The following is a 16,095-nucleotide window of genomic DNA, read 5'->3' as shown; positions in this document are numbered from 1 at the left end:
AATTACAGCGCTCTTACTACAGCGAGTGCGATATTTGCGAAAATGTTTGGTGAGCCATAGCCGCCAGGTAATCTTTGGGTTTGGTCAATCATTATTTCAGGTTCGCCTTTAGGTGACACATTGATACTTTGAGTAGATAACCAATATAAATAGATGTCTAATAAAGCTGGATCAAATTGAGCTAGCTTTGCCCATTGGCTTTGGTATGCGCCTATATTGCGGTAATATGGATCAGTACTCCTGTTATAGCTACAGGCGTCAATTGAACACACATTTGACCTAAATTTCTGATCTGAATCAGAAATAATGAGCTTTTTCACTGTATTGGAAAGACGTATTATATCCTGTTGATCAAAAACACCGAAGCCACCTGCAAGATATGCTTCTACGATAAATGAAAGCGTGTCGCCAGCATGGCTTACATCAATTGTGCCTTGAATAGGCAAGCTCGCAGTCGCGCAATCTTGACTAGAATGACCCGAAGGAGCATAACAACGGATGTTATAAGCATTGGCGTTGTTGGTTGTTACATATTCCAGAGAGTTTTTTAGAATTTGTCCTCTTTGTTTTATAAAATTCTCATATTGGTTTTTAAGTGTTTGGTCTGAGCTGTGCTTATTCAGAAATAGTGCAATTGTCCCAACTCTTCCTATAAAATGAGTTACTCTCAGGTTATTGAATTGGTTAGACTTAGCGTACCATTTTCTCCATATATGTTGTTCTGCAAAATCTTGAATGCTGGTAGCTCTTGCATGCAAGTCGACAAGGTTAGGGTCATCTAATATGACAGCGGCTGTGCGAGCCACGCCTGAACCTGCACGCCACTCATAGTGGTCATGATCATACATCTTGCCATTATATTCATACAGCGGAGTACTAAACCAATCGAGATAGCCATCGCCATTATGGTCTTGACCGGTACTTTTGTATTTTTCACTTAATTGCAAAGCCAATTCAACTAATGTTTTATCCCCAGAAGCTAAGTAAAGGTCTAGTAAACCGTCAATACCAAGCCAAGCGTTATACATAAGTTTGACGTCACATACTTTTCGTTTTCTACCATCAATAATAACTTCAGTATCACAATGTATATTATCGAGCCAACGTGTGGGCGTCCTGGCCATAAATGCCTCTTTTAAGTTGGACACAGTTGGATGTTCTTTGACTCTATAATGAGCTAACTCTTGCGTGACTCCGCCTCGACCTTGACAAAAAACTTCAAGTTCACCGTTATTTACCAAAATAGAGCGGGGAGGCGATGTCCATTGGTAGGATCCGCTTTTTTGTTCACCTTGATAATAAACAACTTCATTACCGGCATTGTTGTAGGCATAGCATTTACTGGCGTTATTATAATTAAAGTTTAATGTTTGTCGCTGGCCGATATAAGCTGTTTGTGGAGAGTAGTGTAGATTGGTGATCGTTGGCTTTGCAGCGGGTGTCAAAGTGTATGATGCAGATGCTGTTGTGCTGCCACCTTGCCCTGAACATTTAAAGTTATAACGAACAGTTCCTGGTTTATTACTGGTAAATGTGTAGCTTCCTGATGTGCCAATTTCTGTCCCCCAAGGGTTTTTGCATGATGTAGCATGTTGTGTCGACCATCTTAAAGTGATTGGCGTTCCGACTTCTACTGAGCGTGGGGAGTATGCAAAGTTTGCTGTTGGTAGTGGGTGAGGTTTAACAGTGCGAACTGCCTTAAATAATGTGCTACCGCCGGGACCTGAGCAGGTAAACCTATATTCAGTTACCCCAACTGATGGGGTGGTTGTATATGAACCGTTGGTACCTATTTCAGTTCCCCATTGATTTTTACAGCTTGTGGCATTGCGTATATACCACCTTAAGGTACTGTTTTGTCCCACTGTGATAGTACTTGGTTGAAAATAGAATGACCCCGTTGGTTTTGGCAATGCGTATGCACTATGCATAGCTAAAAGCGCCAGTGCAGAGATACCGTTTATATATTTCATGTTTAATTTTCCTTAATTGTGTATGCATTGAAGGCGAAATTATACACAAAATTATATTGTACTCCCGAGGTTGTTAACTTTTAGTTATCAAAGTCCAGAAACAGTCACTTAATATCAGTCATTTACATACAGTGTGAAAAATCAAATTCACTACTTTGGTTATTTACGCTCTAAAAGGGGAAGCATTTCGATGTCATGTAAGGGTTTGTAATACTTAAAAATCACATTCTAATTTAGAGTAAAAAACTAAAAAAGGAGTGCTTAATGAATACAAACACATCATATGACCTTATTGTTATCGGTGGAGGTCCCATTGGCCTATCTACTGCTTATCATGGTGCTAAAGAAGGTCTGAAAATACTCGTAATTGAAAAGTTCAGCTACTTTAATAATCTGGGAAGTTCAGCTGGGTATTCAAGACAATTCCGGTTGCAATATGAGCAAGATTATATGTCACAGTTGAGCCTGTCATCACAGCCGTTTTGGTGTCATTTACAGCGATACACGGATGTACCTCTAGTGGGTAGTGAAGGCAGCTTATGGTTTGGACAGAATATTTCTGGTACACAAGAGGGCGGAATTGACAAAGCGAAAGTCACAATGGATACCCTTGGCATCCCATATGAACCTTTGGCAAATGCACAGGGCATCGAGAGCAAGGCAAGCTTTGAAGGTTTGCCAAAAGCGTATTATGGCTTTTTTCAAAAAGATGGCGGAACCATTAATGTCAAAGCAACTGAGCAGGTGCTATACAATGCAGCACTCGCAACAGGAAATGTCACATTTAAGGAATGGGAGAGTGTTGTTAATATAGACAACAGTGAAGAGAACTGTATAAAAGTTTTCACCCAACGAAGTGGGCAAGGCATGGAAACTTTGTCTTATTATCAAAGTGCAAAGCTTGCTATAACTGCAGGGGCTTATGTGAATGATACGGTGCGGTATTTGGGGTTCTCAGTACCCATTTTAATTTGGCAAATGGCATCAGCATATTTTAAGAAAATTGATGAGCATGCTCATTTCCCTTCTTGGTTTGCGTTTCAATCCAAACCCGAAGACAGTCCATACCAACCAGAGAGTGCGACAAACTCACTCTTATATGGCTTCCCCGAATTAGATTGGGCAAACCCAGGTTTTGTAAGGGTTGCAACAGATTTTCCCGATTATAAAATTATTTACGACCCTAGTGAACGTCAATTGGCTCCTTCTGCAAAGTCATTAGATATAGCATCATCTTGGGTAGAGCAGTTTATGCCTGGGCTGGATCCAACACCTCAGCACACTTCTACATGTTTAATTGCCTTATGTAATGATCCTAAGCTTGAAGAACAGCCCGAGTTTTTCTTGGATTATCTCCCCAAAGAACAGCCGAACTCAAAGAATATCGTGACATATACCGCAGGCTGGGCAGGTAAGTTCATTCCAATCATGGGCGATATGATCATCAAAATGCTGCAAGAGCCTGCACTCGAAAAGTTTACTTATAGTGAAGGCGAACGCGTTTTTAATATACCCCGTAATCATTTCGCAATTAACTGGCAACCGGCAGGTGAGGTAAGCCCAGTAAAAAAGGAATCAAAATAATGAAAACATACACAATCTTCGGTGGTGGCCCATCTGGTTTATATACGGCTTGGCGTCTATTGGATAGTGGCAAGTTAGCAAGTGGAGATCAACTCGAGATAATTGAATGGGGTGATTACGATTATGCGCAAAATGGTGAAGGAACACGCTTGCCAGCTGGCCGTATTTGCACATATCACTATCAGAATTGCAGTAAGAATTCCTATATTGAAGTTGGCGGTATGCGCTTCATTGAGTGGGATGATGAAAAGAAAGAAGGACATCAGCTTGTCACTACGACTATCCATAAGCTGGGGCTTGATGGTCAAAAAGTACCTTTTAATACGACTGATGACCCCTTATTATTTGTGCGTGGTCAGCACATGTACCAAAGTGAAATCAACTTCTACAATAGGGCTCCGTACGATACTAACACATCTGTAGATATAGATGCTGAAGTTAAGGTTGGTAATCAGTTTACGGTTAAAGAAACAGTCAGTGTACCTGCTAATGCAGCGCCTGCAGATGATTTAATTGGTAGCGTATCAAACGCCATTGTTACTAAAAATGCAACCAATAGAGTTCAGCAATGTCAATTTTATTCAGAGGGTGTCTTACCTGATGGTTTTGAGTCATATGTATATAAAACTGGTGATTTGGCAAGCAACATTGGTTATTGGAATATTTTGTATGATCAGGCGTATAACGAAGGGTATCAATACGCAGCAGATGCTAATGGCTATAGCTCAAATGTGATTAACTGGAATGCTGCGGATGCGGCTGTTTACAATGGAGAATTTGCACCTGGTGGTAAATTTAAAACATTGAAAACTGGGATGTCATCGCTGTTTGTAAGCTTATATAACGCGTGCATCTCACTTGCTGAAAATCATAATATTGATTTCAAAGTGACAAAGTCGACTCGATTACATTCAATTTGGAGTAAGTCTGGTAAAACTCTGTTCCATACTGCTTCAGCGTGCAATCCGGACACACCAAGCAACAGTGTAAAAGAAACCGATTATGCATTTTTGGCTATGCCGCCTCACGCTGTTAAGGCCGTTGCTGCGGCTACTCGGTATTTGCCAGAAGAACAAGAACGTGTGAATTTTCTAAACCAAACCAATGTATCTAACTACTTAGAGTCTGTTATAGAACAACCTTCGTTTAAAGCCGCTATGTTTTTTGATACGCCGTGGTGGGAAGACAATTCACTGCCATTTAAGCCTAAAGTTAACACGTATACCCAAACATACGGGCCCACAATTACGGATCTGCCGATAAGACAGGTATATTATTTTGGTAATAACGCACCTGTTAAGAGTACGAAACCTGTATATGGGATTTTGGCATCATATGATGATATGCGCTTTACAAACTTCTGGCGTGAGTTGGAGTGGTCTATTGATGAGCAGCATACAGTTGCACCGAGCACCGATACTCAGCCACTTGTGGGGGCAAAGAAAGCGACTAATGCAATGCAAAGAATGCTCAGGTTGCAGCTGGCTAGATTGCATTATGGTAATGAACATGTCGATCCCAAAGTGATCCCTAAACCATTAGAAACAACTTTTATGGATTGGGGACATAATCCTTTTGGCGCAGGTTATCATGCGTGGGCATCACATTATAATATTTGTAAGGTAATGCAAGATATACGCACTCCAGAGTTACTGGCTGGTATGGATAAATCTGCGAATGTGTTTATTATTGGTTCCGCGTTTTCAAATGACCAAGCATGGATAGAAGGTGCGTTTTGTACAGCTGAGTCGGTGCTGATGGATTATTTTCACATTGATACAATTGCAACTGATTTACAGGATTACCCTCTAATTTGCGGTACTTGCGATATAAGGATGTAGTTTAAACTTCATAAAGATAACATTTTGGAAAGGATAGAGTATGCGGAAAGTTAGGTTTTGGCTAGTGGTGTTAGCCTGTTTTATGTTGTCGGCTTGTCAGTGGGCCAAAATTGCTCATCATGATCCACAGGTGAAATTGCTGTTGGTGCAGACAAAGGTAAGAATTGATATGCATTGGCATAGGATGTTGTTAACAGAGAAGCAATCGCGCGACTTTCTAAACTACAAACAAAACTATCATGCCATAGAGGTAGATATTCAAGTTTTGAAGGCGCTTAACGAACATAGGGCTTATAACTCTGAGTCTGTTACTCAAAGCGAAAATTTACTGAAATTATGGAGACAAGACATATCTAATCACCAACAACATAATACACTGGGTGACACTTTAATTAAACGCCGATCTAAACAGTATAATCGGGTATTAAAAGCGATGCTTGTTGCCGAAAATGCTAAACCAGAATAAAAGGAGATATTGATATGAACATAGATGAACTTATAAGGGACACTGGCGACTTTCTGTGTAGAGAATTTTCAGCTGATGTTGAAGATGTTGCAGAAGGTGTCCATAAAGCGTTAGGTGCGAGTAAAGAGTCTATTGCTCAGCTGATTACTGCTCGAGCCAATGGAGAGTTAACGGAAGACGAGTTTAACGCTGAACTTCAAAGGGAATCATTGGTTTTTGAGACGGAGTTATTGACTTTAAAAGTCATAGCAAAAGCAACGATAACCAAAATATGTCAAGCGGCGATAAGCTATATTTTAAAATCAGCGAATTCAATCTCTTAGTTTTAGAGTGATGCATAATCATCTGGTGTTATTCAACTTCGATAGCACCAGTCTTTACATTTTAATTCTGCTTAGTTTTTTCATGACTTGCTCATCGTTTTTTTATTAGTATGTCGGTGCTAGCAGTTTTCGCGTTTTTCTTATTCGTAATCACCGTTAATTTCAGATTTTTAGCTCAGCGTTAAGAGAGCCGTAAATCTTTTACGAACGATATTCTACCTTTGACTTCCGCTTTATACATGAAACAGAAACGCGACGTCTATTATATTACACCTAATTACACTTGGTTGATATTTAACTATAACTTCTTTAGTTTGTAATGGGGTTGGTATTAATAGTATGGTTTGAAATTTTGGAGGTATTTGTTAAATCAATATTTTTATTTGGCCCAAGCTATTTTATCAACGTTGGCACAAAAAAGTGGTTAGTTAGAAAATGAATTTAAAAAGAATCTTTGTTTATTGGTCAGAGCCATATGCAATCAAATATTGTTTAAAAGAAAACGTTTACAATTTATGTAAGGAAACACCTAAAGAGATATCTCAATCTTTTGGTGTGTATCAGATTTATGGTGATCATCCTATATATGGTCTCAATGTATTGCTCTATATTGGCATGACAAAGTTGTCTAACAATCGTAATTTTGAGAAAAGAATTCAAGAGCACCTAGACGGTAGGTTTTGGCAACACCATGGATTAACTGTGCGTTTTGGTGAGATTTATCATAAACAAGCACCTGTTACGGATGTTCAACAAATTAAAGATGTTGAGTCACTCTTAATAGCCTCAAATATGCCAGCATTGAATCGGCAAAATATAGACAAAGCATCAAACAGTTGTGCAAACCTACTCGTTAGAAATGATGGATTTAGAGGCTCTATAGTACCTGAGTGTTCGGGTGAGTTCTGGTGTTGAATTGTGACGCAATCTAAAAAATGACTTAGGAGTTTGGCTTACTAATTGATATGCCAATCAACAGAGCATTCAGATAAACAGTCTCAATCGTGCTGTGATAAACCTAAGAACTAGTTTTTTGGTATGGATTAATGTTGCTTAAAGGTAATTTTTTTTGTGTTTTTTGTTTAATGGTTTTGTGTTTTTAAGCTATCTTTAAACCGTAGCTGACATCAGACTCAGTCTCTGCTCTGTGCTGAGTATTTAATGAGTCAAAACTTAACAGTTACCATTAGCAGTAGAATGCAATCCATATAGCTAGCTTGAAGCTAGCACGTTTTTTTAGCATAACAAGTAGAGAGTGAATATGAGCTCAAATAATGTCAGTATCCTCAACTTAATTTTTGCAATTTTTCTTCCTCCTATTGGTGCGTTTTTGCAAGTTGGCTTCAGTCTGCACTTTTTTATCAATATTGTGTTGACCCTACTAGGCGGACTGCCAGGTATGATCCATGCTATTTGGCTGGTAGTGACCAATAAAACAGGTGACTAAACCTTATAGTAAAAAAAGGGGCTAATCGAGGGGGTGGTTAGCTCTATAACCTTTCTTTTCTTCAACCTTGAGTTTGTGTGTTATGAGTAACTATGCCACAGGTGTACTCCAAACATTTACTGATACTGGCTCGCCGTGACGGTAAGTTTGGTTGATGAGCCTGCCGGCAAAATTGAAACCAGCTTGGTGCAAAACTTTGTTTTTATCGAAATTGTCAGATAAACATTGTGTCTGTATTAGTGAGATCCCCAATGTTGTCAAATGTGAATTGGTATGTGTTATCAGATCACGTTTTACGTCTAACGTATCGAGATGATCTGCAATAACTATATTTGAAATACTTGCTACAGCCGACTTAGATGAGTAAGTGACTCTAACATACGCCACGATATTATTGAGAAATTCAAACACAAGATAATCACTACCTTGTTGCATATCATCGATGATTGCTCGTTCGCTTTGATTATATGTTGCGTAATGGCAAGCCTTGCTAAATTGTAATTTGGCTATGTCTATTGCATCACTTTGTTGTGCCAGACGGACCATAGATAAGCCAGAAGGTATTATATCGCTTTCATTTGATACAGAAGTAATGGCATCTAATACAGAGTCATGCTCTGTTTTACCAATTTCTTTTGCTCTTGCATTGTCAAAATATTTAGCAATGTACAAAGCACTTCGTGAATCACAGTAGCAAGGGATGCAAGCTTCTACTTGATAATCTTTTTTTATAAATAGATCGAGTTGAGACTCGTGGATCATGTAACTAATTTTAGTATTACATAATTTATGCGTTTCTTGTTCAATTGACTCTATCGTGTTCTCTCTTAACCTAGAGTGGGTCAAATTTGCAGACGTTAGCCTATTGGCAGTACTAAATTCTAGGGTGTTATCTACACTCATTTGATTTTTCTCATTTGCTTTAAATTTTTGTTTTAAGCTTTATTGTTAGAGCTCTAATCTTTTCGAGGGTTTTATCATGGCATGTTTGAGAGTTAATTTCAATTTTGGCCAATATTTATGGGGTGGAATCTAAATTTTCAGTGATTTCTTGAGGGTGGTTTGTTTGAGTTCTAAATAAATGTATTGGTAAGTAAATATAAATATGCATCGATGAATAAATTTAATTCTTTAAAGTCTCTAGTGTGATAAATAAAATCTATCAACCTGGTAGCGATTAGTTGCGTAAATAAGGGAAAAGCATCAATGAGTCTTTGATCAGATCTGCCTTATTACTTTTTGCCAAATACATAGCAAAAATCTCTCTGGTATAAACTGGGGCTTTTTCGACTAAAAACAGTTTTTTCTTGCGGATCAAGTCAAAGCACATTTGCCTTGGGAGATATGCTGTGCCGCCAGCCTCTGTGATAAAGTTTAAGGCAATTCGGGGCTGACTCATGGTATGTTTAATCGTCGTAGTGTCAAAAAAGTCTCGAATGAACTGGCTATTTACTGCCTCACCATAATCAACCTGTATTATGCTTTCAATTTGGTCTAATTCTAAATTTTGATAGGTTGATACTAATTGCAATGGCACTGTACTTACTTTCTCTGTGACGATCTCTTCGATGTAAGGCGGCTCGAATATGAAAGCAATATCTATCAATCTTGCCAGCAGCTGCTTTCTTAATTCTAAAGGTGAATAGTTTTGAATATGAAGCTGAACATCATCTAAGTTTCTATCAATTTTTTGCAGCCAATCTTGTAAAACAATGTCCCAAATGGACATCATTGACCCGACAAACAACTGGCTTACATTGCCTTCACTGACACCTACGTCTTGCTTTAGCTTTTGCCACATAATCATCATTTCGTTGGCGTGCTTCACAAGCCTATGTCCTTCCGGTGTAAGCTTAAGGCGCTTTTGGCTTCTATCAAATAGTAATACGCCCAGTTCTTGTTCGAGTAATTTTATTCGGCTGCTAATTGCTGCTTGTGTTATGTAAAGGTTATCAGCCGAAGCCCTAAAATGTAGAGTTTGGCTAACTTCTAAAAAGGTGGTAAGGAGCTCGATTTTCATTCATTAAGTCGCAAAAAGAGTCAAAACGCTAGCTTAGTTTAATAAAAATAATTTATCAAACTATGAATTTTATTTCGTTTTTCTTTTCAGTAAAGCTGGCTTACATTTGCGTCATCAAACATACAGACACAGTGAAATTATAAAAATGAAAATCGCAATTTTATCTCGAAGTGAAAACTTGTATTCAACACGCCGTTTAAAAGAAGCGTGTATAAAAAGAGGCCATGAAGTGGATGTAATAGATACCTTGCATTGCTATATGGATATCACAAGTAGCAGGCCTGCGGTCCGTTACCATGGTGAGGAGCTACCTAAGTACGATGCAATTGTGCCACGCATTGGGGCATCAATTACATACTACGGGACGGCCGTTGCAAGACAGTTTGAAATGATGGGGACATTTAATGTCAACGAGTCTGTCGCAATCAGCCGCTCTAGAGATAAATTACGTTCTTTGCAGCTTTTATCTCGCAAAGGCATTGGGCTACCTAGGACGGGTTTTGCTAGCAAGCCAGATAATATAAAAGACTTAATTAAAAACGTCGGTGGTGCGCCACTTGTTATTAAACTGCTAGAGGGGACTCAGGGAATAGGGGTTGTGTTGGCTGATACGGCAAAGGCAGCAGAAAGTATTATCGAAGCTTTTATGGGCCTCAAAGCAAACATACTTGTGCAGGAGTTTGTTAAAGAGGCTGGTGGGGCAGATATCAGATGCTTAGTGATCGGCGGCCGTGTTGTGGCCGCAATGAAGCGCCAAGGTGCAGAAGGAGAGTTTCGCTCAAATTTACACCGAGGTGGTACTGCTGAGATTGTAAAGCTCACAAAAGAAGAGCGAGAAACTGCCGTGAATGCAGCAAAAGTGATGGGATTGAATTTTTGCGGAGTAGACCTACTCCGTTCAAATAATGGGCCAATGGTCATGGAAGTGAATTCATCTCCTGGCTTAGAAGGTATTGAAAGCGCAACGGGGTTAGATGTTGCTGGTAAGTTGGTTGAGTTCATCGAGAAAAATGCAAAGCCAAATTCAACGCGCACCCGTGGTAAAGGTTAATTAAATAGGACTGTAAACGTATGTCATTAATAACCATTGGTGGTAAAGACATCTTGTTGGGTCAAACGTGTCAGGTTGATATACCCGTTGCGAAACTTTACACAGATGCTGATGTTCATTTACCTGTGCACATTGTCAGAGCCAAGAAGCCGGGGCCGACTATTTTTGTCAGTGCGGCAGTACATGGTGATGAGTTGAATGGCGTTGAGATAATCCGACGATTACTCACCGTAAAAAACTTTAAAATAACAAAAGGGACGTTAATAGCAGTGCCAATTGTGAATGTATATGGGGTGGTAAATCAGTCAAGGTATATGCCTGACAGAAGAGATCTCAATCGTAGCTTCCCTGGGTCTGATAAAGGTTCGTTGGCGGCAAGGCTCGCTAATACGCTATTAAAAGAAGTCGTGGCACATTGTGACTACGGGATTGATTTGCATACAGGGGCGATCCATAGATCAAACCTGCCGCAAATTCGCGCTAATTTAGCGGATGAGGTCACGCTTGAGCTGGCAAAGTCGTTTGGTGCTCCAGTGGTGCTAAACTGTGAAATTTTGGAGGGATCGCTTCGTGAAGCTGCTGCAACATGTGATACCCGAGTGCTCGTATATGAGGCTGGTGAAGCTTTACGGTTTGATGAGCTCTCTATACGCATGGGGATAAAAGGTATTGTGAATGTCTTGCGCTACTTGAAAATGATGTCTTCTAGGGGAGCAAGTGCCAAGAAAACGTTTAGTTTTATTGCCGACAACAGTAGTTGGGTCAGAGCCAGTGCCAGTGGGATCGTGGCTAACTATTTCAACCTTGGCGATCAGGTAAAAACGGGCGATGTATTGGCCGATATTGGTAATCATTATGGTAAGACTTTAGGGCAAGTTGTCGCAATGAAAGATGGTGTGATCATTGGAAAGCAAAATATTCCGTTAGTGCAAGAAGGTGAAGCGATGTTTCATATTGCGTTTTTTTCAGGGCCTAGTCAGCAGGTATCAAAAAAGATCGAACATGTTGAACAAGAGTTAGTTGTCAATACAGAATCAAGTGAACAGCTATTATGAAAGACAAAATGATTATTGGACATATTGAGGCGATTAACTTATCAGAATTTGGTATTACATGTTTGCCTGTAAGAGTAGACACCGGCGCGCAAACCTCATCACTGCATGTTGATAATATCAAGCAAGTGTCAGTAAAAGGCAAGCCAGGGGTTGAGTTTGATATTCATCCAGAGATGCACAATGTAGATAAAGTGATCCGATGCAGTGCACCACTTCATGATGTTAGGAAGGTCAAGTCATCGAATGGCATGAGTGAGCAGCGTTATGTGATTAAGACACGTGCCCAGCTGGGGGATTTTGAATGGGATATAGAAGTAACGCTGACTAATAGAGCCGATATGACATATCTGATGTTGTTAGGTCGGCAAGCGTTAAGCGGTTTATTTTATGTTGATGTATCACAAACATTTGTTATGTCTAGTGAGGTGTAATTATGAAAAGTGACAAAATTGAAAATTTTGCAAAAGCGTCTTTAGGTACTGAAGGCGATGAATTAGGCCCTGTTGAAAAAAGTGTTGTCGACAGTATTTCTTCACAGGAAGTGATTGTCGCAAATATCAATGAGAGCTTTCATGATGAACTGACGTTTGGTCAGCGCATGGCTGATAAAGTGGCTGAATTTGGCGGTTCTTGGCGTTTTATCATTATATTTGTGTCAATTATGGTATTTTGGGTCGTGCTGAATACAGTGTGGTTGACACAGGAAGATGCATTCGACCCATATCCTTTTATTTTGCTGAATCTCGTGTTATCGACGCTTGCAGCTGTTCAGGCACCGATCATTATGATGTCTCAAAATAGGCAAACATCGAAAGATAGACTGGCATTTAGCAAAAGTTATGAGGTTAACTTAAAGTCAGAACTTGAGATCATGCGGCTTAACCAAAAAGTAGATGAAATACATAAATTACTGATAAAAGAGAGTAAAAAATGACAGACAGCGCTATCCTTGATACAGCAATACTTTGGGTACAACAACAAGGTGTCCCCATATTTTGGTCGGCCATTGTTGTGCTGTGTTATATAGTTCTGACGCGACAGCTGTTTCCTAAAATTGATAAAAGTGTTGATGAAGGCGGGTTCAAAAACGACGCTCTGAAAAAAGCCTATTTAACCGTTCGATTTTTAAGTGGCATTGTGGTCGTTGCGGTGTTGCTGGTGGTTTGGGGTGTAGACATCAGCGGTATGATGTTGGTTTCTACCTCAATTTTAACTGTGACAGGTGTAGCATTATTCGCCAATTGGTCTGTACTGAGCAATATCACAGCATATTTTGTATTGTTATTTCACAGTGCATACAGACGTGGCAACTTTATAAGAGTGATTGACGGTGATAACTACATCGAAGGCTATATTGCAGACATCGGTGTTTTTAACACTCAGTTTATTACTGAAGATAGAGAGGTGGTGATTTACCCTAATAACTTATTGTTGGGGCGGCCGACGCAAATAAATCCAAGAACGCGTGTTGCTGGTATGGGCAAAATAGCTCAGGTTTATGAAAAAAAGAGCAGTGACACCAAAGATAAGGAAAGCACTTAAAATAAAAATGCTGCCCCGAAGGACAGCATTTTGGGTCTCTATAAAAGAAAGGAACTGGTTAGAAGTAAGCTCTGATACCAAGCTTAACATTGCGCCCAGGCAGAGGCGCTTGGTCCTTGATGAATGAGCTATGTACGAAGCCTAACTCGTCAGTCAAGTTTTCAAGGTTTAGGTAACCAACCATGTCGATACCTTTAACAGCAAAGTCGTAGCTCATGCTGGCATCTACAAGTGTGTAACCTTTCGTTTCAGTCTCGTATGATGTGATTTTGTCTTGCTCTAGGTAACGGGTAATTGTCATGTCTGCTGAGAAAGGACCTTTCTCATAGCCATAGCTTACGCCTAGTTTGTTGCTAGGAATACGTGGAAGGTTTTGGCCATTATCTAGCTTAGCGCGTAGGTGATCACCAAATACTTTCACACGATTAAAGTCATTAATCTGGTAATGGACGTCAAACTCTAAACCGTATAGCTCAGCGTCTTGACTAACAAACTGGTATACATCACGTGCACCTTCATGCTCGTGATCAGCAACTTCTAAACCATGCTCAGACGTAAAGAAATAGTTTGTTTTCTCTTGATAATAGAAATCAGCAATGTCGTTATAGAAGAAGTTCACCGTGTAGCCGAAATCACCGATAAAGCGACGGAAACTAATATCTAAATTCGTTGCAGTTTCTTTTTCAATATCTGTTGGCTCAAAATGAATTTCAGTGCCTTCGATGTGGTAACCAAGACCTAACTCATAAGTGCTTGTTGCGATATGCAAGCCGTTAGACAATAGCTCAGCAGTTAGCGGGGCACGTTCTGAGCGCGATAGACTAACAGCGACGTTATGGCCTGGTGCATAAGTATAAACACCACCTACTGACGCACTAACATTGGTCATATCAAGTGTGTAGTCAGTAATTTGAGTGGTTTTTACTAAAGCTTCTTCGTGCCCATGGTCATGGTCATGGTCATGGTCATGATCGTGTTCTTCGTGATCATGCTCATCGTGGTCTTCTTCATGTCCAATATGCGTTTCAGTGATGCGGCTAGATAGCTCGTAATTTTCAATTCGTGCGCCTAACTCTAACGTAAAGTCGCCAAACTCACGCTCTTCTAATACGTAGAAAGCATGTGTTGTGGTGTTAGTTGCAGGGGTAAATGCTTCAGCACCTTGTGCTTCATAATCGCTGTCAGAATAGTGGTAGCCAAAAATACCATGCCACTCACCAATACGGTGTTCGAAATTGGTTCTTAGCTCAGTTGTTTCATTTTTGAACACTGTGCCAACCATGCCAGCTTCAATTTCAGCATGTTCATAATCAGTGTAACCAGCGCGTACTTGGATTGACTCAAGCCAGTTGTTATGAAGGGCATAGTTGAACAATGCTTGCCAACGATCTTGTTTTACGCGTGCAAACACATTGTGGTTTTCTTCGTCGTGCCCGTGTGCATCTTCATCACCATGGTCGTCGTGGTCGTGCTCATCATGACCGTGCTCGTCGTGGCCATGTTCATCATGATCATGCTCATCGTGGTCGTGCCCGTGATCATGGTCATGTCCGTGGTCGTGCCCGTGATCATGGTCATGTCCGTGGTCATGTCCGTGGTCATGACTGTGTGCAGGGATACCATAATCGGTCTCGATGCTACCGTACGAAAGGCCTACAGTCATATGGTCAGTGACATAGCTTGTGCCAATGTTAAATACTTCAGAGTCGATAAACGTATTATCTACTTTTTCTGCGTATTCAGCTGCGTGCTCCTCACCTTCATGCTCGTCATGGCCATGTTCTTCATGGTCGTGATCATGCTCATCTTCGTGGTGTTCATCATGATCTCCAGGTAACTTAAAGCTCGGCGTTTCATAGTCACCGCCTTTGCGCTTAACACCATCAAAGTGGAAATTGAAACCGTTGTGGCCAGCTTCAAATAGTGCAGCAACTGTATTGGTATTTGAATTTGTATCATGGCTGTAATCAACAGCACCTTGAGGCGCTTCCACAACATCTGTTGGAATGCGATTGTCAACAACATTTACAACACCACCAATTGCGCCAGAACCATATAGTAGGGTAGCTGGGCCACGTAGTACTTCAATTTGTTCTGCGCTTAATGCGTCGTTGGTGTTTGCATGGTCAGGACCAATACGAGATGCGTCACTGCTGTCTAATCCGTTTTGTGTGATTTTAACACGAGGACCATCTAAGCCACGGATGATTGGGCTTGAAGAAACTGGGCCAAAGTAGCTCGCATTGATACCAGGCAAGTCTTTTAGGGTTTCACCTAAAGTAGGCTTTGCTGAATTCTTTAATTTATCACCGCTTACTACTGTTACAGGTGATGCCATCTCCATGTTACTTTTGTGAAGTGCTGAAGCATATACGACGATGCTTTCAATAGAGCTTGGTGTAAGTGTAACAGTTACAAAAGGAGAATCTGGGTTTACGTCTAAACGTTGATCGATAAAGTTGTTTTTTGAAACGTGAAGCTCAGACGCTGCGTCTACAGCAATAGTAAAGTTACCATTGTCATCTGTTTTAATCGTTTGAGACTTACCGTGTAGATGAACATTAGCGTTGCTAATAGGAAGATTGTTGTTATCAACTACTTTACCGCTTAACTCACCAGCAAAAGCTGACGTTGACAGCATTACTGCGCTGACACTCAGAGAAATCAAAGATTGTTTAAACATTGTACTTCTTTTCTGTATGTGATTGTGAACGTGTAATAATATAACACTGCAAAACCTATAAAACAATGATGTTATACTATAACTTTATATTTGAAATATGTTTGTCTGTT

Annotated in this window: 15 protein-coding genes; 11 read left to right on the top strand and 4 right to left on the bottom strand. The window is 40.2% G+C overall.

Going from position 1 to position 16,095, the window contains the following annotated elements; all coding sequences use genetic code 11:
* Window positions 1-2: 2 nt before the first annotated feature.
* Complete coding sequence (locus S4054249_RS10825) at window positions 3-1,973, bottom strand: hypothetical protein (RefSeq protein ID WP_046355511.1); 1,971 nt, start codon at window positions 1,971-1,973, stop codon at window positions 3-5.
* 264 nt (window positions 1,974-2,237) lie between these two features.
* On the opposite strand from S4054249_RS10825, the gene S4054249_RS10820 reads away from it, so the two are divergent.
* The 6 genes from S4054249_RS10820 (at window position 2,238) to S4054249_RS10795 (ending at window position 7,634) form a co-directional block, all read left to right on the top strand.
* Entirely contained in the window at window positions 2,238-3,557 is a 1,320-nt protein-coding gene (locus S4054249_RS10820) for an FAD-dependent oxidoreductase (protein WP_052960927.1), read from the top strand.
* Entirely contained in the window at window positions 3,557-5,398 is a 1,842-nt protein-coding gene (locus tag S4054249_RS10815) for a flavin monoamine oxidase family protein (RefSeq protein WP_046355510.1), read from the top strand. Before S4054249_RS10820 ends, S4054249_RS10815 begins: the two co-directional genes overlap by 1 nt.
* Window positions 5,399-5,438: 40 nt before the next feature.
* The gene (locus tag S4054249_RS10810) at window positions 5,439-5,864 is read left to right on the top strand and encodes a hypothetical protein (protein ID WP_046355509.1); all 426 of its coding nucleotides are present in this window, start codon (window positions 5,439-5,441) and stop codon (window positions 5,862-5,864) included.
* A gap of 14 nt (window positions 5,865-5,878) precedes the next feature.
* The gene (locus S4054249_RS10805; protein ID WP_046355508.1) at window positions 5,879-6,187 is read left to right on the top strand and encodes a hypothetical protein; all 309 of its coding nucleotides are present in this window, start codon (window positions 5,879-5,881) and stop codon (window positions 6,185-6,187) included.
* 435 nt (window positions 6,188-6,622) lie between these two features.
* Entirely contained in the window at window positions 6,623-7,102 is a 480-nt protein-coding gene (locus S4054249_RS10800; RefSeq protein WP_046355507.1) for a GIY-YIG nuclease family protein, read from the top strand.
* Window positions 7,103-7,448: 346 nt separating this feature from the next.
* The gene (locus S4054249_RS10795; RefSeq protein ID WP_046355506.1) at window positions 7,449-7,634 is read left to right on the top strand and encodes a YqaE/Pmp3 family membrane protein; all 186 of its coding nucleotides are present in this window, start codon (window positions 7,449-7,451) and stop codon (window positions 7,632-7,634) included.
* 90 nt (window positions 7,635-7,724) lie between these two features.
* Here S4054249_RS10795 and S4054249_RS10790 read toward each other — a convergent pair whose 3' ends face one another.
* Together S4054249_RS10790 and S4054249_RS10785 are read right to left on the bottom strand one after the other, a co-directional pair.
* On the bottom strand, window positions 7,725-8,537 hold the full coding sequence (locus S4054249_RS10790) for a hypothetical protein (protein ID WP_046355505.1): 813 nt from the start codon (window positions 8,535-8,537) through the stop codon (window positions 7,725-7,727).
* 274 nt (window positions 8,538-8,811) lie between these two features.
* Entirely contained in the window at window positions 8,812-9,654 is an 843-nt protein-coding gene (locus tag S4054249_RS10785) for a LysR family transcriptional regulator (protein WP_046355504.1), read from the bottom strand.
* A gap of 145 nt (window positions 9,655-9,799) precedes the next feature.
* Between S4054249_RS10785 and rimK the strand changes: the two genes are divergently transcribed.
* The 5 genes from rimK to S4054249_RS10760 are packed head-to-tail and all read left to right on the top strand — an operon-like array spanning window position 9,800 to window position 13,302.
* Window positions 9,800-10,705: a 30S ribosomal protein S6--L-glutamate ligase gene (gene rimK, locus S4054249_RS10780; protein WP_046355503.1), complete on the top strand. Its 906-nt coding sequence runs from the start codon at window positions 9,800-9,802 to the stop codon at window positions 10,703-10,705.
* Between the two features lie 20 nt (window positions 10,706-10,725).
* Window positions 10,726-11,760 (top strand): succinylglutamate desuccinylase/aspartoacylase family protein, encoded by a 1,035-nt coding sequence (locus S4054249_RS10775; RefSeq protein ID WP_046355502.1) that lies wholly within the window; start codon window positions 10,726-10,728, stop codon window positions 11,758-11,760.
* Window positions 11,757-12,191, top strand: a complete 435-nt coding sequence (locus S4054249_RS10770; RefSeq protein WP_046355501.1) for an ATP-dependent zinc protease family protein — start codon at window positions 11,757-11,759, stop codon at window positions 12,189-12,191. Before S4054249_RS10775 ends, S4054249_RS10770 begins: the two co-directional genes overlap by 4 nt.
* Window positions 12,192-12,193: 2 nt before the next feature.
* A complete protein-coding gene (locus tag S4054249_RS10765) occupies window positions 12,194-12,694 on the top strand; it encodes a DUF1003 domain-containing protein (RefSeq protein ID WP_046355500.1) in 501 nt (166 codons plus the stop codon).
* Window positions 12,691-13,302 (top strand): mechanosensitive ion channel domain-containing protein, encoded by a 612-nt coding sequence (locus S4054249_RS10760; RefSeq protein WP_046355499.1) that lies wholly within the window; start codon window positions 12,691-12,693, stop codon window positions 13,300-13,302. The genes S4054249_RS10765 and S4054249_RS10760 overlap by 4 nt, the downstream gene beginning before the upstream one ends.
* Window positions 13,303-13,360: 58 nt before the next feature.
* On the opposite strand, the gene S4054249_RS10755 is transcribed toward S4054249_RS10760, so the two are convergent.
* Window positions 13,361-15,985 (bottom strand): TonB-dependent receptor, encoded by a 2,625-nt coding sequence (locus S4054249_RS10755; protein ID WP_046355498.1) that lies wholly within the window; start codon window positions 15,983-15,985, stop codon window positions 13,361-13,363.
* Window positions 15,986-16,095: the final 110 nt, after the last annotated feature.

It is taken from the genome of Pseudoalteromonas luteoviolacea, from assembly GCF_001750165.1.
Classification (GTDB): Bacteria; Pseudomonadota; Gammaproteobacteria; order Enterobacterales; family Alteromonadaceae; genus Pseudoalteromonas; species Pseudoalteromonas luteoviolacea_G.
The sequence above is the reverse complement of the archived record's forward strand: the minus strand, read 5'-3'. Positions and strand labels throughout refer to the sequence as shown.